Below are 21,253 nucleotides of genomic sequence, written 5' to 3'. Positions count from 1 at the left end.
ATCATCCATGCAATGTCAGCGCGGCCTGCTGCCCCGGCTTGCTCTTCAAGAAGCGCTCGAAACAGAAGGCGGAAACATCCAGCTTTGGCGGCATTGCCATGACGAGTTGAGCCGCCAGTGCGCCGGTTGTCGGCCCGATGCCGAAACCATGACCTGAAAAGCCCGCGGCAATCACAAGATTGTCCACGCCTGGAACATAATCGATGACCGGCAGCGCGTCGGGCGTCAGATCGAGCACGCCGCCCCAGACATTTTCGATCTCGGCCTCGGCAAACCCCGGCAGAACGTGCGAGACTCTGGCGATCGTCTCCATGATCCTGCCCATGGATGTGCGGGCAACCGGCCCGCCATCCGTTTCATCGAGTGCGCCCCGCCAAATCTCCGCACCACTGGTGGCACGCAGATGCCCGGTGACCTCCTGGCGCACGGCCATATCCGCATTCGCCACGCCCAGCACCGGCGCAAGCATGGGGGGAAGGGCCGCACTGCGCAGAACCGTGACAAGGGGCCGGCGCAGCGGGATGGCCAATCCCAGCGGTTCAAGAAGCGTGTTTGTGAGGATGCCAGGCGCTGCCAAAATGGCGCCGGCGGAAATCGTCCTTGTTCCCGTGACGGCGCCAGTCGCGCGCGCGCCATTCACCTGCAGATGACGCACGCCTTCCCCAGTGGAAATCTTTGCCCCCTGACGCTCAGCCAGGCGCAGATAGGCATTTACCGTGGCAACGGGATCGGCATGACCGTCCGTCGGACACCAAGAGGCGGCCAGAACAGCCTGAGAGAGGGCGGGCACAATCTCACGCGCCGCTCCACCATCGGCCAGAAAGGAAATGTCGAGCCCAGCCGTCTTCTGGTCCTCGACCAGCGCCTTCACCGTCTCCATTTCAGTCTCGGTGCGCGCAAGACGCAGGTTGCCCTCCTGTCGATAGGAGGTCCTTGCCTCAAGTCGACGGTCGAGTTCCTGCCAGCGCTTTACGGCGTCACGCGCCAGCGGCAACTCGGCCGGATGGCGGCCCGACTGACGCACGCCGGCCAGCGTCCAGCCCGATGCCATGGCCGCCGGTCCGTATCGATCGACCACCTCCACTTTTGCGCCCATCTCGGTGAGCTCGAGCGCCGCCACGGCACCTGTTATTCCCGCCCCGATGATCAGAACGTCAGGCGCGCTCATGCGGCGGCCCTCCTCGAAAACCGGGAAAGCGCAAAGGGTGCCGGGTCGACCAGAGGCACTTCCCCGGCCGTCATCTGCGCGGCCAGCAGTCCAACCCCCGGCCCAATGCCGAAACCATGGCCGGACAGCCCGGTTGCGATCAGCAGCCCCTGCCAGCCCGAAGGCGTGTCGACGACCGGGATTTCGTCGGGCATGACGTCGATCATACCGCCCCATGTTTCGGCAGGTCGGGCATCGGCAAGCTGCGGATGCAACCCCCTCGCCGCCTCCATAACGTTTGCCAGAAGACGAGGATCGGGCTTTGGGTCGAGAACACGCGTCCGCTCGAACGGCGTTTCATCGTCGGCATTCCAGCGAGCGGCCCCCAGCGGGCCAAAGAAATCGCGTCCGGCCTTGATCGTCATGATCCGCCAGCGATCACGCAGGACCGGGAGAAAAGCGCCAAAATGGCGAAAGGCGGCGGGGATAAGCTGAAACTCGGCCGCACCGCTGCGAGCGATCGTATAGCCGCCATCCAGACGCCTGCGCACGGAAGCCCGCGTGGCGCCAAGGCCGCCGGGCACGATTTCCGGCGCCGGCGTGGTCCGCAACACCGAAGACTTGACGGCGAGTTGAGGAAAATTCAGGCCGAGATTCTCCAGAAATGTGCGCGACCAGACACCGCCCGCCAGGATCGCCGCCCTGCAGGAGATCTCGCCATGTTCGGTCACAACCCCGGTGACCGAGCCATTCGCCCGTTCGACAAGCCGGACTGCACAGTTCTCAATGATGGTAACACCGAGTTTCGCCGCATGGCGGGCCATGGCCGGAACGGCGAGCCAGGGCTCCGCCGTGGCATCCGAAGGGGTGTGTATTGCGCCTGCGAAACGGCGGTCGCTTCGCCCCAGCATTCTGTCGGTCTGGGATGCGGAGAGGAGAACGGTGTCGAGCTGAAACGGCTTTGCCGCCTCCTGCCAGGCCTCATGAGGCGCAAACTCCGCCTCGTTTTCAGCCAGATATGTGGTGCCACGAACGCCATAGCCGATATCCGTACCAAGCTGCGGCGCGAGCCGCGCCCAGAGACGCGCACTTTCGATCATGAGCGGCAACTCGCGCAGATCGCGGCCCGTCTTGCGAATCCAGCCCCAGTTTCGGGAGGACTGTTCGCCGGCAATCCGGCCCTTTTCGCAAAGTACCGTCGGGATTCCGCGCTCTGCCAGATATATCGCCGCCGTCACCCCCACAATGCCACCGCCAATGATGACCACATCGGTCTGGCGGGGAAAGGAAGACGGGACAGCCTCGTCCTTGGCCCTGGTTCCGTTCACGTTCATGCCCCTCACATGAGCCGGATGGATTTATCCTGTCAGTGAACGGCTGGAGGGGCTATAAGGCAAATAAGGTTTCATTCCATCCCTATCAGGAAATCTTATAGCAGAATGCTCAGTCAGAGATCCCTGGAAGCTTTTCGGGAAGTCATGCGGACCGGCAGCGTGTCGGGCGCGGCGGAAGAGTTGCTGGTCTCCCAGCCCGCCGTCAGCCGCCTGATCCGGGAGCTGGAAGAGCGGCTCGACCTGCGCCTGTTCACACGCCATGGCGGGCGCATCGTCGCAACACCGGCAGCGCACGAATTCTGGCTGGAGGTGGAGCGCAGCTTTACCGGACTGAAGCATATCGAGCGCGCCGCGGAGCAAATCAAACGAGGACAGCGCGCGACACTGAGCATAGCGGCTGCGCCGGCTTTCGCTCAGGCCGCATTGCCGCAGGCGGTGGCCGAGCTGCTCGTGTTGCGCCCAGAATTCAGGGCCGAGTTCTTTTCCATGACGACATTGCCCGTGGTGCGCCAGGTGGCGCTCAGGCAATGTCAGATCGGGTTCGGCATTCCGACGCAGCACAAGTCCGAAATCGATGTGGTCAGGACCGGAACGCTCCCCTATCGCTTCATCGCGCCCGCTGGACATTTCCTGGGGCAAAAGCCGGCAGTTGATATAGAAGATCTCTCTGGTCTCGACTTTGTGGGTTTTGTCGATTCAACCATGACAGGCCGAAATTTCGACCGCCGTTTCGCGCGAATGCGCAAGCCTCCGGTTGTGAAGATGCGCAGCTATCTGTCAATCGTCATCGCGGCGCTGGTCCGGCGCGGTCTGGGGATTGGTCTGGTTGATCCGTTCACCGCAGAAGAGCATGAGCGCGCGGGCGGCATCGTCCGGCCGCTCATCGCCGACGAACGCTTCGAATACTCCGTCATCAAGCCGCTCGGCGAAAAGTTAAGCCCGGAATGCGAGGCGCTGGTGGAAATTTTCGAGCGGCTGGCCGAAGCTCATCGCCACTAGATCGTGCAGAAAAATATTTCCTACGACTTAATTACATTCGTAAAAAATAATTTAATTATAAATAATTATTAACATTTAAAAATTAATACTTAAATTCAATATATTATTGACTGCTTATGGAAGCCACCTTAAAGAGAATTTGAAGAGTATATCTTCTTCTTCAATGAAATTTCCAATAATTGTAATATATATCCAAGAGAATTTTATGACCATTTCCGAAAATCGAAGCAGTGCATCACATGTCGTAGCAGTTTCTGTGAAGCGTTTGGCAAAAGGCGTGAAACCCAGCCTTACACGCCCGGAGTGCACTGACAGCCAGCCCATCTGAGCAGCCCGGCAGGGAGGGCCGGTTTTGCCCCTTCCTGCCGCGCGAATTCAAAGGCTCATGTCGACCAAGGATGCACGGATGCACCAAAGCACGCTCGCTACAGAAGCTCCTTCATTTTCGCTGGACAGGGAATTTGTTCGCGAGTTTTGCCATGACGTTCTGGAGGTTGACGGCCAGTTGCAGTCCCTCGGGGATACAAAGAATGCCGGAGTTCTCGAACATTTGAGTTGCCAGTTCAGATCGAGATTTTCCGACACAGTGGTGGATATCGAGACGCAGATCGCGCACAAGGCGTGCGGTATAGCAGTCGTTGATGTGCCTTCAGTCTATGAAGACGTCACCGACGATGCGATTGCTGGCGCACTCGTCTCAATCGCCGCTACCTCCGCGCTCATCAAGCCGTCGAAAGATATCGAAAATCTCACCCCTTTCACGATGTTCAGCGCCTCTTGCGAAAGCAGCAGAGCACTCAGGAAAGCCGGCCTGCCAGACATTTCACCAACCGATATTCTCGATTTCCACTCAGACGGGCTCATCTGCGGCAAGTCGCTCGGTGTGCCCCGCTATATCGCGATCTACAACACCTTCATCAACTATCGGAAATGCGGTTTCTTCTATTGGGTTCCGACCTCCTCCATCGAAGCACTGCCAGAACACCTTGCTAGGATCGGCCTTGATGACGACTTCACATTCGAACTGACGCCGGCTGTGTACGGCGAGACCGGTTCCAAAATCGATAGAATTGTTGAACGCAGGGTCAGAACCGCAATTTTCAGGAAAGACGTTGATGGAAGTATCGTCACGTTCATGAACGGAAAGTTCACGGGAAAAGATGGAGCAGATGCCGATTTCACCTGGCCACTGAAGGCATTTCAGAACTCAATTGCCAAAAATCCATTCAGATATGCCGTGGAGCAGAGGTCGCGCCGGTTGATCATTTTGAACAATTCCAGCGGGTTCCACGCACGGGATATATTTGAGGATCCTGTCGAGGGGCACGAAGAAACCCGCAACTACCTAAGAAGTGTTTCGGCCGAAGCGTTCCATACGGGACACCTCCTGTAGATTGTGTTGCCGCTTCACTCGCCGGTCAGGACACGCTCGGCAAAAGCAAACCGGTGTTGGCGGAGTAATCGACTTGACAGATCAGGCGCCTGCGACCCTGCCTGCCCGGCATCTCCGTAATCGAGCGACGATCGAGTTTGCCGTCATGGCATTCTCTCTGGCTTCCTTTACAACCATTGGCCTCAGCCTCGTTGTCACCTCATGGATCGCGGCAGTCGAGGGATCGGTGTTCCTGGTCGGGCAGCTGTTTTTCGCCAGCAGCACCACCGCGCTCGTTTTCTCCATTTATGCCGGCGTGGTCACCGACCGGAAAAACCGGCTTTTGATCATCCGGCAGGGGCAGTCTCTGAGGATTCTGGGGGTCTGCGCGCTGGTCGTCGCTACACTGGGCACGTCAGCCGCCCCCTGGCTGTTTGCCTATGCGGTTCTCTTTTCGCTGGGGACGGTCCTCAATGCCGGCGCGCTGGATGGCATTGTCCAACTGGCGGTCGATGAACAACAGCGTATGAAGCTCGCTATCCGCGTCTCGATTTGCCGTCAGCTTGGCATTCTATGCGGGACGGGCCTTGGGGGCGTCTCGCTCCATCACCTTCCGGCGGTCTGGCCGGTGCTGTTGATGGCAGTGCTGATGATGGTTCAGTTCGTCATAATCAGTCTCTTCTTCGCTGACTACCAGAACGCGCCTTCAAAGCCGCCAGGGCACGTCATCTCTGCATGGAAGGGAGGGCTGAGGTCTATCCTCGGGCAGCCCCGGCTCGCCTTCACCATCCTGACCATAGGGCTGCTTTTTTCTGCGTCCCAGATGGCAAATGTCCTCGTTCCGGGTTTTGTCAGGGACAGCCTGCAACAGGGCAGCGATGTTTATGGCCTTCTGGAGATGGCTTGGGCGGCCGGAGGCGGAGCGGCCCTGGCGACTGCGGCGGTGCGGACCAGATTGTCCGGCGCCCATCGCCGGGAGCTTGTGATTCTCATCATGGCCGGGGTCGCCATGGTGGCTTTCGCCAGCTCGAGAAGCCTCCCATTGCTGGTCGCAATCTATGCGATCCTCGGCGGAATGTTCGCATGGGGAAGAGCCATATGTGACGGTCGAATACTGATTCTGGCGAAAAACGAGGAAATCGGCCGTGTGCGGGCAGCCACCTCGATGGTGGTCAGCCTGCTGGGCATGGCAATCTACATATCGCCCACAGTCATCGGCAGCGAAGATGCAATCCTCTACTATGTCTCATGGGGTGTGGTGCTATCGGTCGCCGGCGCCGTGATGCTGGGCCTCTGTGCCCGGGCAGGATGGAATTGAAAACCCATGCCCGCCGCAACTGGCAGAGTTGCGCACGATTGCACCACGAACGTGGCATCACGCGCTCTGGCGTGATACCGATGCCACCTTCATCCTTGAAGCCTGCAAGGGAGGGTTGCGGTGACGGTCGATCTTTGGACACAGTATCTGCCAGGTCTGGCTCTGATACTTTCGATTTTCACCATCGGCGTTGCGAGCCCCGGCCCTGCAACCCTCATGATCATGGGAACGGCGATGTCACGGGGGCGCCCGTCGGCTGTGGCTCTGTCGCTCGGCGTCGTAACCGGTTCAATGTTCTGGGGATGCTTTGCCGCATTCGGTTTTGTCGCCGCCATAAAGGCATCTGCGGAACTCTTTACCGCCATGAAGCTGGCCGGCGGCGGCTACCTCCTTTACCTGGCGTTCAAATCCTGGCGCTCGGCCATGGCTAGAGAAAAGCCGCAACAGGTTCAGGCGATGCAGCCGGTCAGCATCCGCCGATGCTTCGTCCAGGGCCTGCTGATACATCTCACCAATCCAAAGGCACCGCTGGTCTGGCTGGCGACACTTTCTGTCGGCATGGGAAACACCGCTCCCCTGCCGCTCCTGATGCTGACCGTGCTGCTTTGCGCCTTCATGGCGATGATCGTCTTTGTCGGCTACGCATTTCTGTTTTCGACAATGGCGGCGTCGAGGTTTTACATGTCGTTCCGTCGCCCTTTCGATGCCGCGCTGGGTTTCCTGTTCGGTGCAGCAGCCATCAAGATACTGACTGCCAAGGCCGCTTGAAATTGCTGAACGGCGGTGGTTATCGGGGTGGGCTGCGTTGGCCTGTTCTGGTCCTTAAAAACTGCACCGCCCATCGAGGTGAACCGCGCCGGGTTTGCCGGAGGCTCCAACTCCTGAGTAGGATGGAGCACGATGAGCAAAACGACGAACAAGTTTTCCCCTGAAGTCCGCGAGCGGGCGGTTCGCCTTGTGCTGGACAATGAAGGCCAGCACGGGTCTCGCTGGCAGGCGATCGTATCGATTGCGGCGAAGATCGGCTGCTCTGCGCACACGCTGAACGAATGGGTCAAGAGATCCGAGGTTGATAGTGGTGCGCGGGCCGGCATCCCGACGGAGATGACCGAGAAGATGAAGGCCCTGGAGCGGGAGAACCGTGAGCTTCGTCAGGCCAACGAGGTCCTGCGCAAGGCGTCAGCATATTTTGCCCAGGCGGAGCTCGACCGCCCATTGAAGCGATGATTTCCTTCATCGATGAACATCGCCCGGTGTTCGGGGTCGAGCCGATTTGCAGAGTTCTGCCAATTGCCCCGTCGACTTATTACGAGAATATCACCAAGCGGGTGGACGTGGATCGTCTGTCGTCCCGCGCTCGCCGCGATATCGCTCTGAAGATCGAGATACGCCGTGTCTTTGAGGAGAACTTCCGGGTCTATGGTGTGCGCAAGGTCTGGCGGCAATTGCAGCGGGAGGGTTTCGATGTTGCCCGCTGCACGGTGGCACGGCTTATGAGGGCTATGGGGCTTCAGGGGATCATTCGTGGCAAGCCGGTCAAAACGACGTTCCCGGACAAGTCGGCCCCCAGTCCGCTCGACCGTGTGAACCGCCAATTCAAGGCACCGGCGCCGAACAGGCTCTGGGTTTCGGACTTCACGTACGTGGCCACCTGGCAGGGCTTCGTCTACGTCGCCTTCGTCATCGACGCATTTGCCCGGCGTATCGTCGGCTGGCGCGTCAGCCGGACGGCGCATGCGACCTTCGTTCTCGATGCCCTGGAGCAAGCGCTTCATGATCGGCGTCCCGCCTACGGCGGCGGCCTCGTGCACCACTCCGACAGGGGAGTTCAATACGTGTCCATTCGCTATTCCGAGCGACTGGCCGAGGCCGGGATCGAACCGTCGGTCGGCAGCGTCGGTGATTCTTATGACAATGCCCTCGCCGAAACGATCAACGGTCTCTTCAAGGTCGAGGTCATTCATCGGCGCGGGCCGTGGCGAAGCTTCGAAGCCGTCGAGTTCGCAACACTCGAATGGGTCGACTGGTTCAATCACCGGCGCTTGCTGGAGCCCATAGGAAACATCCCTCCGGCTGAAGCTGAGGAACAATATTACGCCATGCTCGATCAAACGGCCGTGGCCGCATAACTTAAACCAAATGGCCTCCGGCAAACCCGGCGCGGTTCACTGGCGAGCTCAACCCCGATCTCGAGAGGTTCGGTCGAGCTTACCGAACCTATAAAGCAAGAGGGCCCAAGACTGGTTAGCGGAACAAGTTGCAAAGCCGTCATTCCGCCAAGCCCCACATGTAAACACCTCACGCCGATTGGTTGCCTCACCCACCGAGTAAGCAACATCCCTTGAACGCATTCCCGCCACTTCAAGGAAGTTCGACCCGAGACAACAATATCCGGCGAGAGAAAAGAAAAAATGCCATCTGTCCAAACTTCCGCGACACTGCTCATTTTGAAAATAAACACACGCCTCGAAATAAAACTATTAAATTAAACATATTTACTATAGAATCTAGCTTTAATTATATAAATAAGCCTCCTTACTGCAAGCTTTGTTGCGCGAAAAAAACCCTCCTGTCCTATCCTGGTGAAATACGAAAAAACCATATCAAAATTAATAAAATTATCTGATTTTCTATATATTTTTACACTTTTATCAATTCCGAATCTAGAATCACTCACCATTACATTCGAGACAAAATCGGTATCTATGCACCTTCCAGGCTTGGAATATATATCAAACAGCTTTTCGGCGATTTTCTTCGAATCGTGATTTTCCTCACAATACCTTCTGGCACGATAACTTAAATCAACTCGACGCATATTGTCCTTAATCAAATCAGCGAGAACTTCGGCGACATCATCCGGGGAGGCAACAGCCAATGGCGGAACACTCCCCAAATGATGCCTAAGATCATCCCGGATATAACAGATAACAGGCTTCCCCAACGCCATCGCTTCAACAGCAAGGACACCGTACCAACCAATCCGGAGTTGATCAATAACAATATCCGCACGCTCGTAGACCTTTCGAGCCTCCTCGTTCGACACCCCCTCAACAAGCCTGAAATCAAAGCAGAGACCTTGCGCCCTCAGACGCTCTACCGCGTCCAATATAATGCGAGTTCCCTTGACGCCTCGCCTTGAAGGAGCATGAACAACAAGCGGGCGCTCGACATCGGCACGCACCCCCACAAAAGACCAACTTTCAAGATCGATCGCGCGTTCAATTATTTTCGCGCCAGGCACATAACTCTGCAACTCAGGATCCGTCACAAAAACACCATCCGCTACAGCAGAAACAAAATTTATATATTTTCTCTTTTCCACTTCCGGAAAATTCGAGATCGTCAAATCTTCATCATCATCGACGTAGTGATAAGGGCTCAATTTTCTAAACTCTGACTGGATCCTTACCTCACTACCTCTGAAATGAACATAAACCTTTTTCCCAGAGGCTCTGAGAAGGAGAATATCGTATCCAGATGGAAAAGACGTATTCTTATTGTTGTAGAAAAATCCCCAGCCATGAAGATGGAATACATCAAACTTTTTTTCAACAGAATGGAAAGCGCCAAGCATATTTTCAGGTTTTTTATTTAAAACCGGATAATAAATATCTGAGCGGTAGCCATACTTCGAAGGAAAAACCGAGAAGCTTCGAGCGCTGATTCCGTCAATGTTATTTAGCGCATCCGCAAGGATAGAGGGTTGTCCGGCGGATCCGAACAGTCCATGAAGAACCCGAATCTCGCCAGCCTTTTTTTCATCGTTTTGCAATGGGTTGGCGACCTCCCCTTCAATCCCCTCGACACGCATATAGAGGGACACCAGCTTGGCCTCCTGCCCTTCCCACGCGTATATCTCGATTGCTTCATCTTGGTCTTTTCTAAATCGCTCCAAATTATCAACCCGGCTCGCCAGCGTTGCCTCAATCGCCTCAACCACTAGGTCGGGATTATCAAAGTCGACGACCTGCCCTAGTGAAAAACGTTCGAAGAACGTTGTGAGCGCGCGTAGCTTGTGCGAAACGACGGGCAGCCCCGCAAAAACATAGTCAAAGAGCTTGTTGGGCAGCGACATTTCGGCATTGCCGTAGTTCTCGATCGGGATTACTCCGAGATCAGCCTCGGCAACGAAGCGCGATACCTGAGTGGGCGCAACATAGGGCAGCCAATGCATGCGCCCAGATACACCTGCTTTTGAAGCCTTTTCTTTCAGCGCTGCCACGAACTCCCCCCTATTCTCGGTCAATAGCACGAAGTGAAGGTCGGGCATTTTTTGCAGAACGGGGATCATGCGTTCGATGCCACGCATTGGCTTCACATTTCCCGCATAGACGGCAATAGGAGCCTGCGGAACGTCAATCATGCTACGCAGTCTTCCCATGGGCGCCGGCGTTGTCGGCCGCATCGCCGGAGAGTTGAAGATAACCGTAACGGGCCGCCTGAACGCGTAGGTGCTTTCGAGCTCATCCTTAAGCTCTTCGGTCACGGTAATGACGTGGTCGGCATCGGCAATCATCTCGCGTTCAAAATCGAGCGCGGCGTTGCGAATATGTGCATCAATGTGGCTACATCCTGCAACGAACTCGTGGACATCGTGTATCCAAGTAAGTGGCCAGCCACCCTCATCTTCGGCGAACCGCTTGATGTCATGCCCCACCGGCAACATGAACATGTCGTGAGTATGGATACAACTGGGTCGAAACTGCCGGGTGAACGCGCTCACCTCTTCTCGAAAACGCTGCAAGCCGTAGCGGCGCTTGCGTATAGCGAAATCCAAATCGCTTTCTCCAGCCTCTCTGACAAGATCGGTCCGGCTGCGATGGGGAAAGAGGACACAACGCATCCCGTGAATAAATGTCTCTTCCGGCGCTTCGTCCCGGAGGCGCCCCTTTTTCATGCCAATCAGCACAAAATCGGGATAGACTCGGCGCATTGCAGCTGCCATCTTCAACACTCGATTGTCATTCTTGATACCGTTGAAAACGACCATCATTCCTTTGCGCGACATCGGTCAAAACCCCTTTAGTGTACTGCGAACACGCATAGTCGTCCTAGTTCAGCAGCTATGAAACGGCGAATCACAAACCCCAACGAACCTACACGCAGAAAACGGCGCCAACCACTAAACACCTGCATATACCCAAGGCTCATCTCCAGACTTCTTGATAGGCATGACGCGGTCTTCAAAGCGCAAAACCTCAGCTTGAAACTCGTCGCAGTCTAAAGTTAGAACGCCCTTAGATTCACAAATCTCGGATTACCTCATGACCCTTATCGAGAAGCTGCAAGCTAAAAGTGCGCACATCGGCATTATTGGCCTAGGCTATGTTGGAATTCCCTTGGCGCTACGCTTTAGCGAGGTCGGCTTTCATGTTCTTGGTTTCGACATAGATGATCAACGTGTCGATACGCTGAATTCCGGAAAAAGCCCGATTGAGCACATCTCGTCAAACGACATCAGACGGATTACGGAGCATGGCTTCGAAGCCACCGCGGATTTTTCCCGTATCGGCGAGGTCGACGCGATCATCATCTGCGTTCCTACACCGCTGAGCAAGCACCGCGAGCCGGACCTGTCTTTCATTACCGGAACGATGGATGCAATCAGTCCCTATCTGCGGAAACAGCAAGTGGTTTCGCTGGAAAGCACAACCTGGCCTGGCACAACTGAAGAGGTTCTGAAACCCTATCTGACTGACCGTGGCTTTGAAGTCGGCCGCGACATCTATCTCGTTTACTCCCCCGAGCGCGAGGATCCTGGAAACCCTGATTTCACCACGCGAACCATACCCAAGGTTGTGGGGGGCTCCTCAGTTGAATGCCTGAAAGTAGGAGAGCTTCTCTACGCACATGCGGTGGATAGGGTTGTTCCTGTCACATCCACCCAGGCGTCTGAGTTGGTGAAACTCCTGGAGAATATTCACCGGGCGGTAAACATTGGCTTGGTGAATGAGATGAAAACCATAGCCGACAGGATGTCGATCGACATTTATGAGGTTATTGATGCGGCCGCTACCAAACCGTTCGGCTTTACGCCCTATTATCCTGGTCCAGGCCTCGGGGGACACTGCATACCGATCGATCCATTCTATCTAACTTGGAAAGCACGCGAGTACGGCCTCAATACGCACTTCATCGAATTGGCAGGCGATACCAACCGCAATATGCCACGCTGGGTGGTTGGGAAGGTGGCCGACGCCTTGAACGACCACCAGAAATCTCTGAACGGAGCGCGCGTTCTCGCGCTGGGTATCGCTTATAAGAAGGATGTTGATGACGTTAGAGAATCTCCGTCAATCATGGTGATGGAACTGCTTCGAGAAAAAGGGGTCCTGGTCGAATACTCTGACCCTCACGCTCCTACCTTCCCGAAGATGCGCGAGCACAGCTTTGATCTTTCGTCAGTGGATCTGACACCCGAGACCCTGTCTGCCTACGATTGCGTGGTGCTGCTGACCGACCATTCAGCATTCGACTATGATCTAATCCTGGAGCATGCACCGCTCATCATTGATACAAGAGGGAAATATCGGGGCATCAACACCAAGGTTGTAAAAGCGTAGCGCTGCTTTGGAAGCGTAGAAGCCGGTTCGCAGTCGGCACAGAAAGACAGCGATGAGGATTGCACATCTGACATCTGCTCATCCGCGCTTCGACGCGCGTATCTTCCTGAAGGAGTGTGGCAGCTTTGCAAAACGCGGCCATGACGTTGTGCTCATCGTCGCGGATGGGCAGGGCCCTGCCTGTGTGGGTGGTGTGGAGATCGTGGATGTTGGTTCGGCTTCAAGTAGGCTCAGACGGATGACTGGAGCCGCGAGGCGCGTCGTCAGCCGGGCCGCAGACCTGAACTGTGACGTCTATCATCTTCACGATCCGGAACTCCTGCCGTATGCTTCTCAGCTTAAAAGGATCGGCAAGGTGATATATGATGCACATGAGGATTTGCCGAGCCAGATTCTGTCCAAACCATACCTAAATCATCGAATGCGCATACCTGTTGCCGCTCTGGCTGCCAAGTTGCAGTATCACTTCTGCAGACGGTTGGATGGGGTAGTCTCCGCCACTCCTCATATCCGCGACACGTTTCTCAAGCAGAATATCGAAAGCATCGATGTAAACAACTTTCCCATCCTGGATGAGTTCGGCAGCGTTGATAATTCAGTAACGCAAAGAGAAGCTCAAATTTCCTATATCGGGTCAATTAGCCTGACGCGCGGTTTTAGAGAAATCGTGAATGCTAGCCAACTTGTAAAATCGAATATCACGATAAACATCGCGGGGCCAATTGGTGATGAAAGCCTGCGTCGTGAAATTCATAGCGGAGGGCGCATAAAGGTACATGGCTTCCTCGAAAGGGAAGACGTGCGGGAGTTGCTCAGTCATTCCACCGCAGGCTTGGTTACTCTGCATCCCACGCCAAGCTACCTGCACGCCCTCCCAGTGAAAATGTTTGAGTACATGGCGGCCGGAATACCGGTTATTGCGTCTGATTTTCCTCTGTGGCGGCATATAGTCAACCAAAACGATTGTGGAATTTGCGTCGATCCCCACTCACCCGAGGAAATTGCTCGGGCGATGAATTACTTTATCGAACACCCGGAGGAGGCGCGTCGAATGGGTGCCAACGGTCGCCAAGCCGTTGAAACCATATACAATTGGAAAACAGAGGAAGATAAACTTATGAATTACTATGAATCAATAACATCAAAGGCGATAAAATCTAATAAAGTTAATTAAAATTATGAATTTTTCGAATTAATATTTTTAATTTACTCACTTAATTCTTGACACATTCTTCTCTAATCTAATACAGGAGCGCTTATGCCATCGATTGCTCACATGGGCTACGGTTACTGGGGCAAGAACATCGCCCGCAACCTTGCTGAGCTCGGCTTTCTTAAGGCTGTTATCGACCCCGATCCGGGAGCTGCCCAGAACGCGGCCGGCACGCTTGGCGTGACCGCGGCGTCTTTGGATGAAGTCCTTGCTGATCCGGGTATAGACGGGCTGTCGATCGCATCTCCTGCAGAAATGCACTTCGATCATGCAGCGGCGGCCCTTCAAGCGGGAAAGCATGTTTTCGTAGAGAAACCACTTGCATTGAAAGCCGACGATGCTCGCGCATTATGTGCCCTTGCAGAAGAAAAAGGGCTTGTTCTGATGGTCGGTCATCTCCTTCAGTATCACCCAATCTACCGCAAACTGAGAGAGCTCGTGGAAGACGGTGCATTGGGTCGAATTCTATACGCGTACTCCAATCGCATGTCGCTCGGAAAATTTCGCATAGAAGAGAACGTTCTTTGGTCCTTTGCCCCGCACGATATTTCGATGCTGCTTGGCATTTTCAACGAAGAGCCCTCCCATGTGAGCGCACAGGGGAATACCTCCTTTACCCACGGTATCGCGGATATTGTGACCGCTCAGATGCATTTTCCAAGCGGGGGCAGTGCCCATATTCAAACCTGCTGGATGCACCCATTCAAGGAACAGCGCCTCACGGTAATCGGCAACAAAGCCATGGCGGTATTCGAAGACAGCAATCCCAACTGGTCGGAGAAACTGAAACTCTATCGGCACAGTTTCGACACAAGCGGTCCCGTCCCGATTCCGCAGAAAGCGGATGCCGAAACGGTAGAGGTGGAACCAGCAGAGCCTCTAAAGAGCGAATGTCTGCATTTCGCTCAATGCATCGATGGGAAACAGAGGCCCAGAACAGACGGAGACGAGGGGCTGCGTGTTCTAACCGTTCTCGAGCGAGCGGAAAGCGCACTCCAGAGAAATCTTGAGTTTCAGCAATCACGAGGGCTCTGAGGATGACTGATACTGCTTTCTTTGTTCACGAAAGCTCCTACATAGATGATGGCGTTGTCTTGGGCCGGGGAACCAAAGTATGGCATTTTTGCCATATCCTTACCGGCAGCCAGATCGGTTCAGCCTGCTCGATCGGACAGAATGTCATGATCGGGCCCGAGGTTTCTGTAGGAAACAACTGCAAAATCCAAAACAACGTCTCGCTTTATAAGGGCGTTGTGTTGGAGGATGATGTTTTCTGTGGTCCCTCCTGCGTCTTCACCAACGTCTTAAATCCTCGGGCAGTGGTCGCGCGAAAGGATGAATTCCGTCAGACAACTGTGAGACGCGGGGCCACGATCGGTGCGAACGCCACTATCGTATGCGGGAACGAACTGGGTGAGTACTGCCTTGTCGCCGCCGGGGCAGTGGTGACAAAGCCTGTTCCAGCGTATGCTTTGATGGCCGGTGTCCCGGCCCGCCGTATCGGATGGGTGTCTCGTGCCGGAGAAATTCTGGATGAGGATCTCATTTGCGCCAGAACCGGAGAACACTACCAGCAGATCGATGAGAATACGTTGAAGCGCATCTCGTAGCGCGGTGTGGGCCTCTCGAGCGCCTGTTCGCCAGGGGACAGGATACAAGTGGAGCCGCTTCTATCCTGCGGGCGGGCCATCATATAGCAATCACATCTCAGGCGCGTTCAATGGCTTCGATGTAGTTTGATGCGATCCGGTCGTAATCATGAATCTTAGCAGCATATCTGCGTCCACGCTCTCCCATTTCGGCTCGCTGGGCAGGTGTCAGAGCTTTCAGCGACAAAATAGCATCAGCAATGTCACGGGCCCGATCACTCCCCGTAACGACACCGCACTGAGCTTCAGAAACAGGATTGTATGATGCATTGATCGGCAATATAATCGGCAATGCCGCCTGCATGAAATCCATGATCTTGTTGAAACTGATTCCGTATCTATAGACACTCGGGGTATCCCTCGCACCGGCATATCCAACGTCTGAATGTCTGATCAGCCAAACCGCCTCCTCATATGGAACGGTCGGACAAAAGACGACGTTGTCCAGCGCCCTTTCGTCGGCAAAAGCCTTGAGCTTGCTGGTCTCCCTGCCTTCACCGACGAGCATTACGCCCAGTTCCTCCGATACCCCCTGCTCTTTAAGAAATGAAATCGCGTTCAGAAGACGATCAAGCGCGTTGGGGGCCCCCTGAGCCCCAGGGTGTATTACTATCAAGCGCCCTTCCCGACGCCAGGCTTCGATCTTGGAAAATGCCTCGGCTCCGAAGGTACTTGTGGGTTTCGAGCCTACAAATTTCCCAGTGTTTGTCCCGTTTGGCACGTAAACAAAGCTGGGCGGCGTTTGAACCATTGTCTGAATGTGTTCATGCGCCCCTGCAAGCAGAGATCCAACAAGATCTGAAACCCTGTAAGCGAAGCGCTCCACCATACCGCATACAATTACGAATGGGTGCCATGCACTTGTTCCGTTTATTTCCACAACAGACAGTGGCCAGATATCCCGTATCTCGAAAACGAGCTTTGCCCGATGCCGGCGAGCCAGCCACCAGGCTGGCACCACGGCGAACGGATGGGGTGACGATACGATGACGACATCAGGCGGATCGATATCCCGCCGCCAAGCCAATCGCAACGCAGAGAAGCAGTAGTCCGCCATGTTCAGGAGACGGCCAACGCCATTTCCTTCATATTGGCGGGCGGGCAACGCGACATAGCGAACACCGTTGATGGTGTTCTCCGGCTCGAGACCCGCGTGGCTTTCCAGTTGATGATGATATTGTGCGACAAAGACAGTGGTTTCATGCCCGGCTGCAACCCACGCGCAGCCCAGGTGATATGCGCGCATAAACTTGCCGATGCCAGGGCCGCCGGCGTAGTGGTTCAGATACCAAACATGCATACAGGGAACTATACCTTCCAGCCCGTCGGACAAATTGGTCCCAGCGCTGATTGGTGACAACGCCTGCCGCCCAAAGAAGCATCACCGAAAGCCAACATCAACACGCAATCCGCCTGCATATGCCGCATCGTCTTCCACTGGTTAAACCAGGTTCGACTGTTTGGCTTGCTGTCATCGCTTTGGCAAGCTAAACACGACCGGATCGCACTTCTGAGCCAATGCACCTCCAGGCCAAAACCGGTGCACCAACCCTCTCTTTCTGGGAAACACCCAAGATGCCCATAGCGTTTATTGATCTCGCAGCCCAACAGGCACGCATCCGTTCAAAGCTGGATAGTGCTATTGCCCGCGTTCTCGACGAAGGCGCCTATATCATGGGCGCGCAGGTTAAGGAACTTGAGGACAAACTGGCAGACTTTTGTGGTGCGAAGCACTGCCTCACCTGCGCGAACGGCACAGACGCGCTGCAACTGGCGCTAATGGCGCTAAAGGTCGGCCCCAATGATGCCGTCTTTGTTCCGTCATTCACTTTTGCTGCGACGGCCGAAGTGGTACCATATGTGAACGCAACGCCTGTGTTTGTCGATTGCCTGCCCGATACGTTCAACATGGATCCAGCGAGTCTAAAACGGGCCATTGTTTTCGCACGCGAGAAAGGGCTGAGACCTGCCTGCGTCATCCCCGTGGATTTGTTCGGGCTACCTGCTGACTACGATTCAATCATCGAGATCGCTCGCGAAAACGGCATGACAACCATTGGTGATAGCGCGCAGGGCTTTGGTGGTCAGTATAAAGGCCGCATGGTTGGCTCGATTGCCGATATCACAACAACCTCCTTTTTTCCGGCCAAACCGCTTGGTTGTTATGGCGACGGCGGCGCGCTGTTCACCGACGATGAGAGTTTAGCAGATCATATTGAATCTCTTCGCGTACACGGCAAAGGGCAGCACAAATACGACAACGAACGTATTGGAATGAACAGCCGTCTTGATACACTTCAGGCTGCGATCCTGATTGAAAAGCTGGCGATTTATCCAGAAGAAATCGTTAGCCGTCAAAAAGTTGCGGAGATCTACAACGCAGGTTTGTCCGCGGATTTTACAGTTCCAGAAACCCCTGACGGACTGAAAAGCGTTTGGGCACAGTATACTCTGACCATGGCTTCGGAAGCTGATCGCGCGTCATTGCAAGCGCGAGCCCGGGACGCCGGCGTCCCGACCGCAATCTACTATCCTCTCCCCCTTCATCAACAGAAAGCATACCGAGCCTTTCCGGCTGACCCGGAAGGCTTACCTGTGAGCGAAGACATTGCAACGCGCGTAGTCAGCCTTCCAATGCATGCCTACCTTGACGAACAGACGCAAGAAAAGATCATTGCAGCGGTCACGCGCTAAGGGATAACTAGCTCAAAGGACGGATACGGCGCCAGCGGTCTGACGATTGAGTTCAATTGTGCAGGCACGTAAAATAGGAGTTGAAAGAAGGTGGAAAATCGGTCGTTCACCTGAATCTTGGTTTCCCGGCGCTTCCAGAAACGAACTCCTGGCGCCACATTCCGCCGTTACTACATGCCGCAACGGCTTCAGCGAAATTTGCAAAGAGTACTGGATAGTTTTCTGATGAACATTTGGAAAAGCATTAGACCGTACATATCTGGCGCGGTTCGCTTCTTCCACATCAGTTATATCGAAGCGAAATCACGCAACCGAGGTGCATATCTCGGGATTCTATGGATTCCGCTTTCTTCGCTAATATTCTCGGCGACACTTGCGCTGATTTTTCGTCATTCTGACACGCTAGATCCTATGAGTTTTTTTCTTTATGTTCTAGCTGGCTACGTCTTCTGGAGCCTCATATCCAGCACAATAACCGGAAGTACCGACATTATACAAACCAAGTTTGATTTTGCAATACACAACAATCTCACACTAGTTGGTCTTTTTTCTAAGAACATCGTTGATCGCCTCTTTGAGTATTTTATAAACGTTATTTTAATAATGTTTATTATGATAATATTTTCTCCGGAAGATTTTTTGTCGTCTATACTTCTTTTTCCTGCATTTATTGCACTAACAGCCATAACATCATTCGCCGCCTCATATATAGTTAACATTACTGTAATTTTTTTTCCGGATACACGCTCTATATTTAATGTTGGCGTAAGATTTATGTTTTTTGCTTCGCCTGTTTTTTGGAGTGCAAACGAAAGTTCCAACGGATTGAGGTCGCTTTTGGTTCAATATAATCCGGCGGCATACTACTTATCGCTGTCGCGCCAGGTTTTTGGCATTTCACCAATCGAGACAACGGCTTGGGTTGTTTGCCTGGCAATTTCTGCAGTGTTGTGCCTCACCGGTTATATCGCGTATCGTTACTCGCATGCTTTCGTTCGGAACTTGAAATAGCACCATGGCCAGAATCGACATTCAGGAAGCCAGCGTGAGCTACTTCCTCCGAAAGCAGCGGCACCCAGACGGCAGCTTGGAGCGCGGTTCTGTTGGCGCACAGATTATCGTCGGTCGGCGATATCTAGAGATAACAGCCCTGAAAAATGTTTCATTGTTGCTGAAGGATGGTGACCGTCTCGGCCTGGTAGGAATCAACGGCTCAGGAAAATCCACATTGCTCAAACTGTGCGCTGGCGCGCTTGCCGCTCAGGAAGGCAAGGTTACCATCGAAGGCCGCGTCAGCCCCCAGTTTGCCTTGGGGTCAGGTCTCCAGCAAACACTGACCGGGCGTCAGAACACCGAATTGAAGTGCCTCTACATGGGCGTGCCACAGAGTGCGATCGCCAGCTATATTGATGAGGTGAAGGAGCTTTCCGGGCTCGGGGGTTACTTCGAGTTGCCTATGCGCAGCTACTCGGCGGGAATGCGCTCGCGACTGGTTATGAGTCTCCTAAGACTTGTACGGGGTGAAATTCTCATCATGGATGAGTGGATCAACGTCGCAGACCCGTCAATGAACACCACGGTCAGTGGACTTCAAAAACAACTCGTCGAGAGAGCGAAAATTCTGATGTTGGCCAGTCATTCCCAACGGGTGCTGGAAGACTGGGTGGATAAACTCGCATGGCTGGACCAAGGTGAAATTCAGGCGATTGGGCCCGTGAAAGATGTCTTTCGCGAGTACAATATGTGGATGAAAAATCGATAAGCGACGGAACCGAATAGATGATATGAAGCTGTAGGCTTCATCCCCGTTTGGTCCCCCCTCAGTCACACATCGCTCTGAGCGCGCCGACGTCAATCACTTCCACTGTGCGCGTGTTCGCCAGGCGCACGAGCCCCCTGGATTTGAATTTCGAAAAGGTCCGGGACACGGTTTCGATCGTCAGGCCGAGATAGTCGCCAATGTCGGTGCGCGACATCGCAAGCTGCACCTCGCGGTCGCTGTTCTGGCGTTCCATCATGTCGAGCAGAAAGGCGGCAACGCGTTCGGCGGCGTTCTGCCGGCCGATCACGAGTAAGTGCTCCTGGGCCCGCACCAGTGCGGCCAGAGCGGCATCCAGCGTCTGGCGCCAGTTGGTCTCGCTCGCCGGCTGCCGGAAAACACGGATGCCCGCATGGCCCACAGCCTCGGCGAAAAAATGATGCTGGCCGTCGGCCTCGAAACCGAAAACCTCACCGGCGATGTGGAAGGCACTGATCTGACGCCGGCCGTCGGCAAGAAGGCGGTAGAGGCGGACCGCGCCAAACTCGACCTGATAGAGCGCACTGGCCTGCTCGCCCTGTGCATAGATCTCTTCGTTGGCATCGTAGAAAACGACCTGGTGAGGCTGATCAGGCGAAAAGGATGCGGGCGTCCTGCGCGGCTCGGCGCGATGCCGGCCTGCGCCGAAAGGAATATTGAGCGTTTGGGCGGTTGCGGCCTGTGCAAACATGGGTGCCTCCGTCATGTGACGGTCCCTATGTGCCGCGATCGCAGGCCGCGCGAAATTCGGTTTTTCCCCTACGGGAATCTACGTAGCGCCGGCTTTTCCCGGCGGCCCGCCCCCTCCAGAAGCGCCTGAACCGCATTCACCACTGCGCTGCCCAGAAGTGGTTTTTCAACAGTGCGCATGTGCTCGGCCTGCGGCATTTCCTGAAGCGTGTCCGCGAGAAGAACAAGCGGGCCTTCATCTGCGGCAAGCCGGGCAATCGGCATTCCCGCCTCGATGAGAATGTCATGGTCGACAATCATGCAGTCCGCATCCGCGCGCAGGCGCAAGGCTTCCTCAACATTGTCCGGTACGACGACATCGAACCCCTCCGTTTCAAGCATGAAACGCAGCGACAGGCGAAAGGCGGAATCAGGCGCCACCACGAGAATCGTTCCAACCACACCGGCATCTCCTCACTGCCGGGAGAATGCGC

Annotated in this window: 18 protein-coding genes and 1 other annotated feature; of the genes, 11 read left to right on the top strand and 7 right to left on the bottom strand. The window is 54.8% G+C overall.

The genetic code is table 11. The features are described 5' to 3' along the window. Position 1 precedes the first annotated feature (1 nt). Together KUG85_RS09165 and KUG85_RS09160 are read right to left on the bottom strand one after the other, a co-directional pair. Positions 2–1,168 carry an NAD(P)/FAD-dependent oxidoreductase gene (locus KUG85_RS09165; protein ID WP_223004960.1) on the bottom strand — a complete coding sequence of 389 codons (1,167 nt, stop codon included), beginning with the start codon at positions 1,166–1,168 and terminating at the stop codon, positions 2–4. Next, a complete protein-coding gene (locus tag KUG85_RS09160; protein WP_223004959.1) occupies positions 1,165–2,481 on the bottom strand; it encodes an NAD(P)/FAD-dependent oxidoreductase in 1,317 nt (438 codons plus the stop codon). The genes KUG85_RS09165 and KUG85_RS09160 overlap by 4 nt, the downstream gene beginning before the upstream one ends. 105 nt (positions 2,482–2,586) lie before the next feature. On the opposite strand from KUG85_RS09160, the gene KUG85_RS09155 reads away from it, so the two are divergent. The 5 genes from KUG85_RS09155 to KUG85_RS09135 all read left to right on the top strand — a co-directional run bounded on the left by KUG85_RS09155 (position 2,587) and on the right by KUG85_RS09135 (position 8,299). Beyond that, the gene (locus KUG85_RS09155) at positions 2,587–3,480 is read left to right on the top strand and encodes a LysR family transcriptional regulator (RefSeq protein WP_223004958.1); all 894 of its coding nucleotides are present in this window, start codon (positions 2,587–2,589) and stop codon (positions 3,478–3,480) included. Between the two features lie 385 nt (positions 3,481–3,865). After that, entirely contained in the window at positions 3,866–4,873 is a 1,008-nt protein-coding gene (locus tag KUG85_RS09150; protein ID WP_223004957.1) for a hypothetical protein, read from the top strand. A 145-nt stretch (positions 4,874–5,018) separates the two neighbouring features. Beyond that, entirely contained in the window at positions 5,019–6,170 is a 1,152-nt protein-coding gene (locus tag KUG85_RS09145) for an MFS transporter (RefSeq protein ID WP_223004956.1), read from the top strand. Between the two features lie 120 nt (positions 6,171–6,290). Further along, a complete protein-coding gene (locus tag KUG85_RS09140; RefSeq protein ID WP_223004955.1) occupies positions 6,291–6,938 on the top strand; it encodes a LysE family translocator in 648 nt (215 codons plus the stop codon). Between the two features lie 132 nt (positions 6,939–7,070). Further along, positions 7,071–8,299, top strand: a protein-coding gene (locus KUG85_RS09135) for an IS3 family transposase (protein ID WP_223004289.1) whose coding sequence is annotated in 2 segments (ribosomal slippage) — positions 7,071–7,359 and positions 7,359–8,299 — 1,230 coding nt in all. Because the reading frame shifts where the segments join, the coding sequence is not laid out codon by codon here. Beyond that, positions 7,352–7,468, top strand: a sequence feature (AL1L pseudoknot). Its footprint overlaps the gene before it by 117 nt. A 356-nt stretch (positions 8,300–8,655) precedes the next feature. On the opposite strand, the gene KUG85_RS09130 is transcribed toward KUG85_RS09135, so the two are convergent. Further along, a complete protein-coding gene (locus KUG85_RS09130; protein ID WP_223004954.1) occupies positions 8,656–11,181 on the bottom strand; it encodes a glycosyltransferase family 4 protein in 2,526 nt (841 codons plus the stop codon). Between the two features lie 256 nt (positions 11,182–11,437). Here KUG85_RS09130 and KUG85_RS09125 point away from each other — a divergent pair, with 256 nt between their 5' ends. From KUG85_RS09125 to KUG85_RS09110, 4 genes are all read left to right on the top strand, one after another. Then, positions 11,438–12,736 (top strand): nucleotide sugar dehydrogenase, encoded by a 1,299-nt coding sequence (locus tag KUG85_RS09125; protein WP_272491825.1) that lies wholly within the window; start codon positions 11,438–11,440, stop codon positions 12,734–12,736. A 52-nt stretch (positions 12,737–12,788) separates the two neighbouring features. Beyond that, the gene (locus tag KUG85_RS09120) at positions 12,789–13,910 is read left to right on the top strand and encodes a glycosyltransferase family 4 protein (RefSeq protein ID WP_223004953.1); all 1,122 of its coding nucleotides are present in this window, start codon (positions 12,789–12,791) and stop codon (positions 13,908–13,910) included. Between the two features lie 84 nt (positions 13,911–13,994). Continuing rightward, positions 13,995–14,984: a Gfo/Idh/MocA family protein gene (locus KUG85_RS09115; RefSeq protein WP_223004952.1), complete on the top strand. Its 990-nt coding sequence runs from the start codon at positions 13,995–13,997 to the stop codon at positions 14,982–14,984. Between the two features lie 2 nt (positions 14,985–14,986). Further along, positions 14,987–15,559 (top strand): acyltransferase, encoded by a 573-nt coding sequence (locus tag KUG85_RS09110; RefSeq protein ID WP_223004951.1) that lies wholly within the window; start codon positions 14,987–14,989, stop codon positions 15,557–15,559. A 97-nt stretch (positions 15,560–15,656) separates the two neighbouring features. On the opposite strand, the gene KUG85_RS09105 is transcribed toward KUG85_RS09110, so the two are convergent. Then, positions 15,657–16,931 carry a glycosyltransferase family 4 protein gene (locus KUG85_RS09105; RefSeq protein WP_223004950.1) on the bottom strand — a complete coding sequence of 425 codons (1,275 nt, stop codon included), beginning with the start codon at positions 16,929–16,931 and terminating at the stop codon, positions 15,657–15,659. A gap of 242 nt (positions 16,932–17,173) precedes the next feature. On the opposite strand from KUG85_RS09105, the gene KUG85_RS09100 reads away from it, so the two are divergent. Beyond that, positions 17,174–18,292 (top strand): DegT/DnrJ/EryC1/StrS family aminotransferase, encoded by a 1,119-nt coding sequence (locus KUG85_RS09100; RefSeq protein WP_223004949.1) that lies wholly within the window; start codon positions 17,174–17,176, stop codon positions 18,290–18,292. A gap of 440 nt (positions 18,293–18,732) precedes the next feature. Here the strand turns inward: KUG85_RS09100 and KUG85_RS09095 are convergent, their stop codons facing one another. Beyond that, the gene (locus KUG85_RS09095) at positions 18,733–19,113 is read right to left on the bottom strand and encodes a hypothetical protein (RefSeq protein WP_223004948.1); all 381 of its coding nucleotides are present in this window, start codon (positions 19,111–19,113) and stop codon (positions 18,733–18,735) included. Positions 19,114–19,307: 194 nt separating this feature from the next. Between KUG85_RS09095 and KUG85_RS09090 the strand changes: the two genes are divergently transcribed. Beyond that, on the top strand, positions 19,308–20,054 hold the full coding sequence (locus tag KUG85_RS09090; RefSeq protein WP_223004947.1) for an ABC transporter ATP-binding protein: 747 nt from the start codon (positions 19,308–19,310) through the stop codon (positions 20,052–20,054). Between the two features lie 58 nt (positions 20,055–20,112). On the opposite strand, the gene KUG85_RS09085 is transcribed toward KUG85_RS09090, so the two are convergent. Next, positions 20,113–20,781: a helix-turn-helix domain-containing protein gene (locus KUG85_RS09085; RefSeq protein WP_223004946.1), complete on the bottom strand. Its 669-nt coding sequence runs from the start codon at positions 20,779–20,781 to the stop codon at positions 20,113–20,115. A 68-nt stretch (positions 20,782–20,849) separates the two neighbouring features. Beyond that, the gene (locus KUG85_RS09080; protein WP_255606321.1) at positions 20,850–21,221 is read right to left on the bottom strand and encodes a DNA-binding transcriptional response regulator; all 372 of its coding nucleotides are present in this window, start codon (positions 21,219–21,221) and stop codon (positions 20,850–20,852) included. Positions 21,222–21,253 lie beyond the last annotated feature (32 nt).

The organism is Nitratireductor rhodophyticola, assembly GCF_019891355.1.
Taxonomy (GTDB): domain Bacteria; phylum Pseudomonadota; class Alphaproteobacteria; order Rhizobiales; family Rhizobiaceae; genus Nitratireductor; species Nitratireductor rhodophyticola.
Note: the sequence above shows the minus strand (reverse complement) of the source record. Positions and strands in the feature narration are given on the sequence as shown.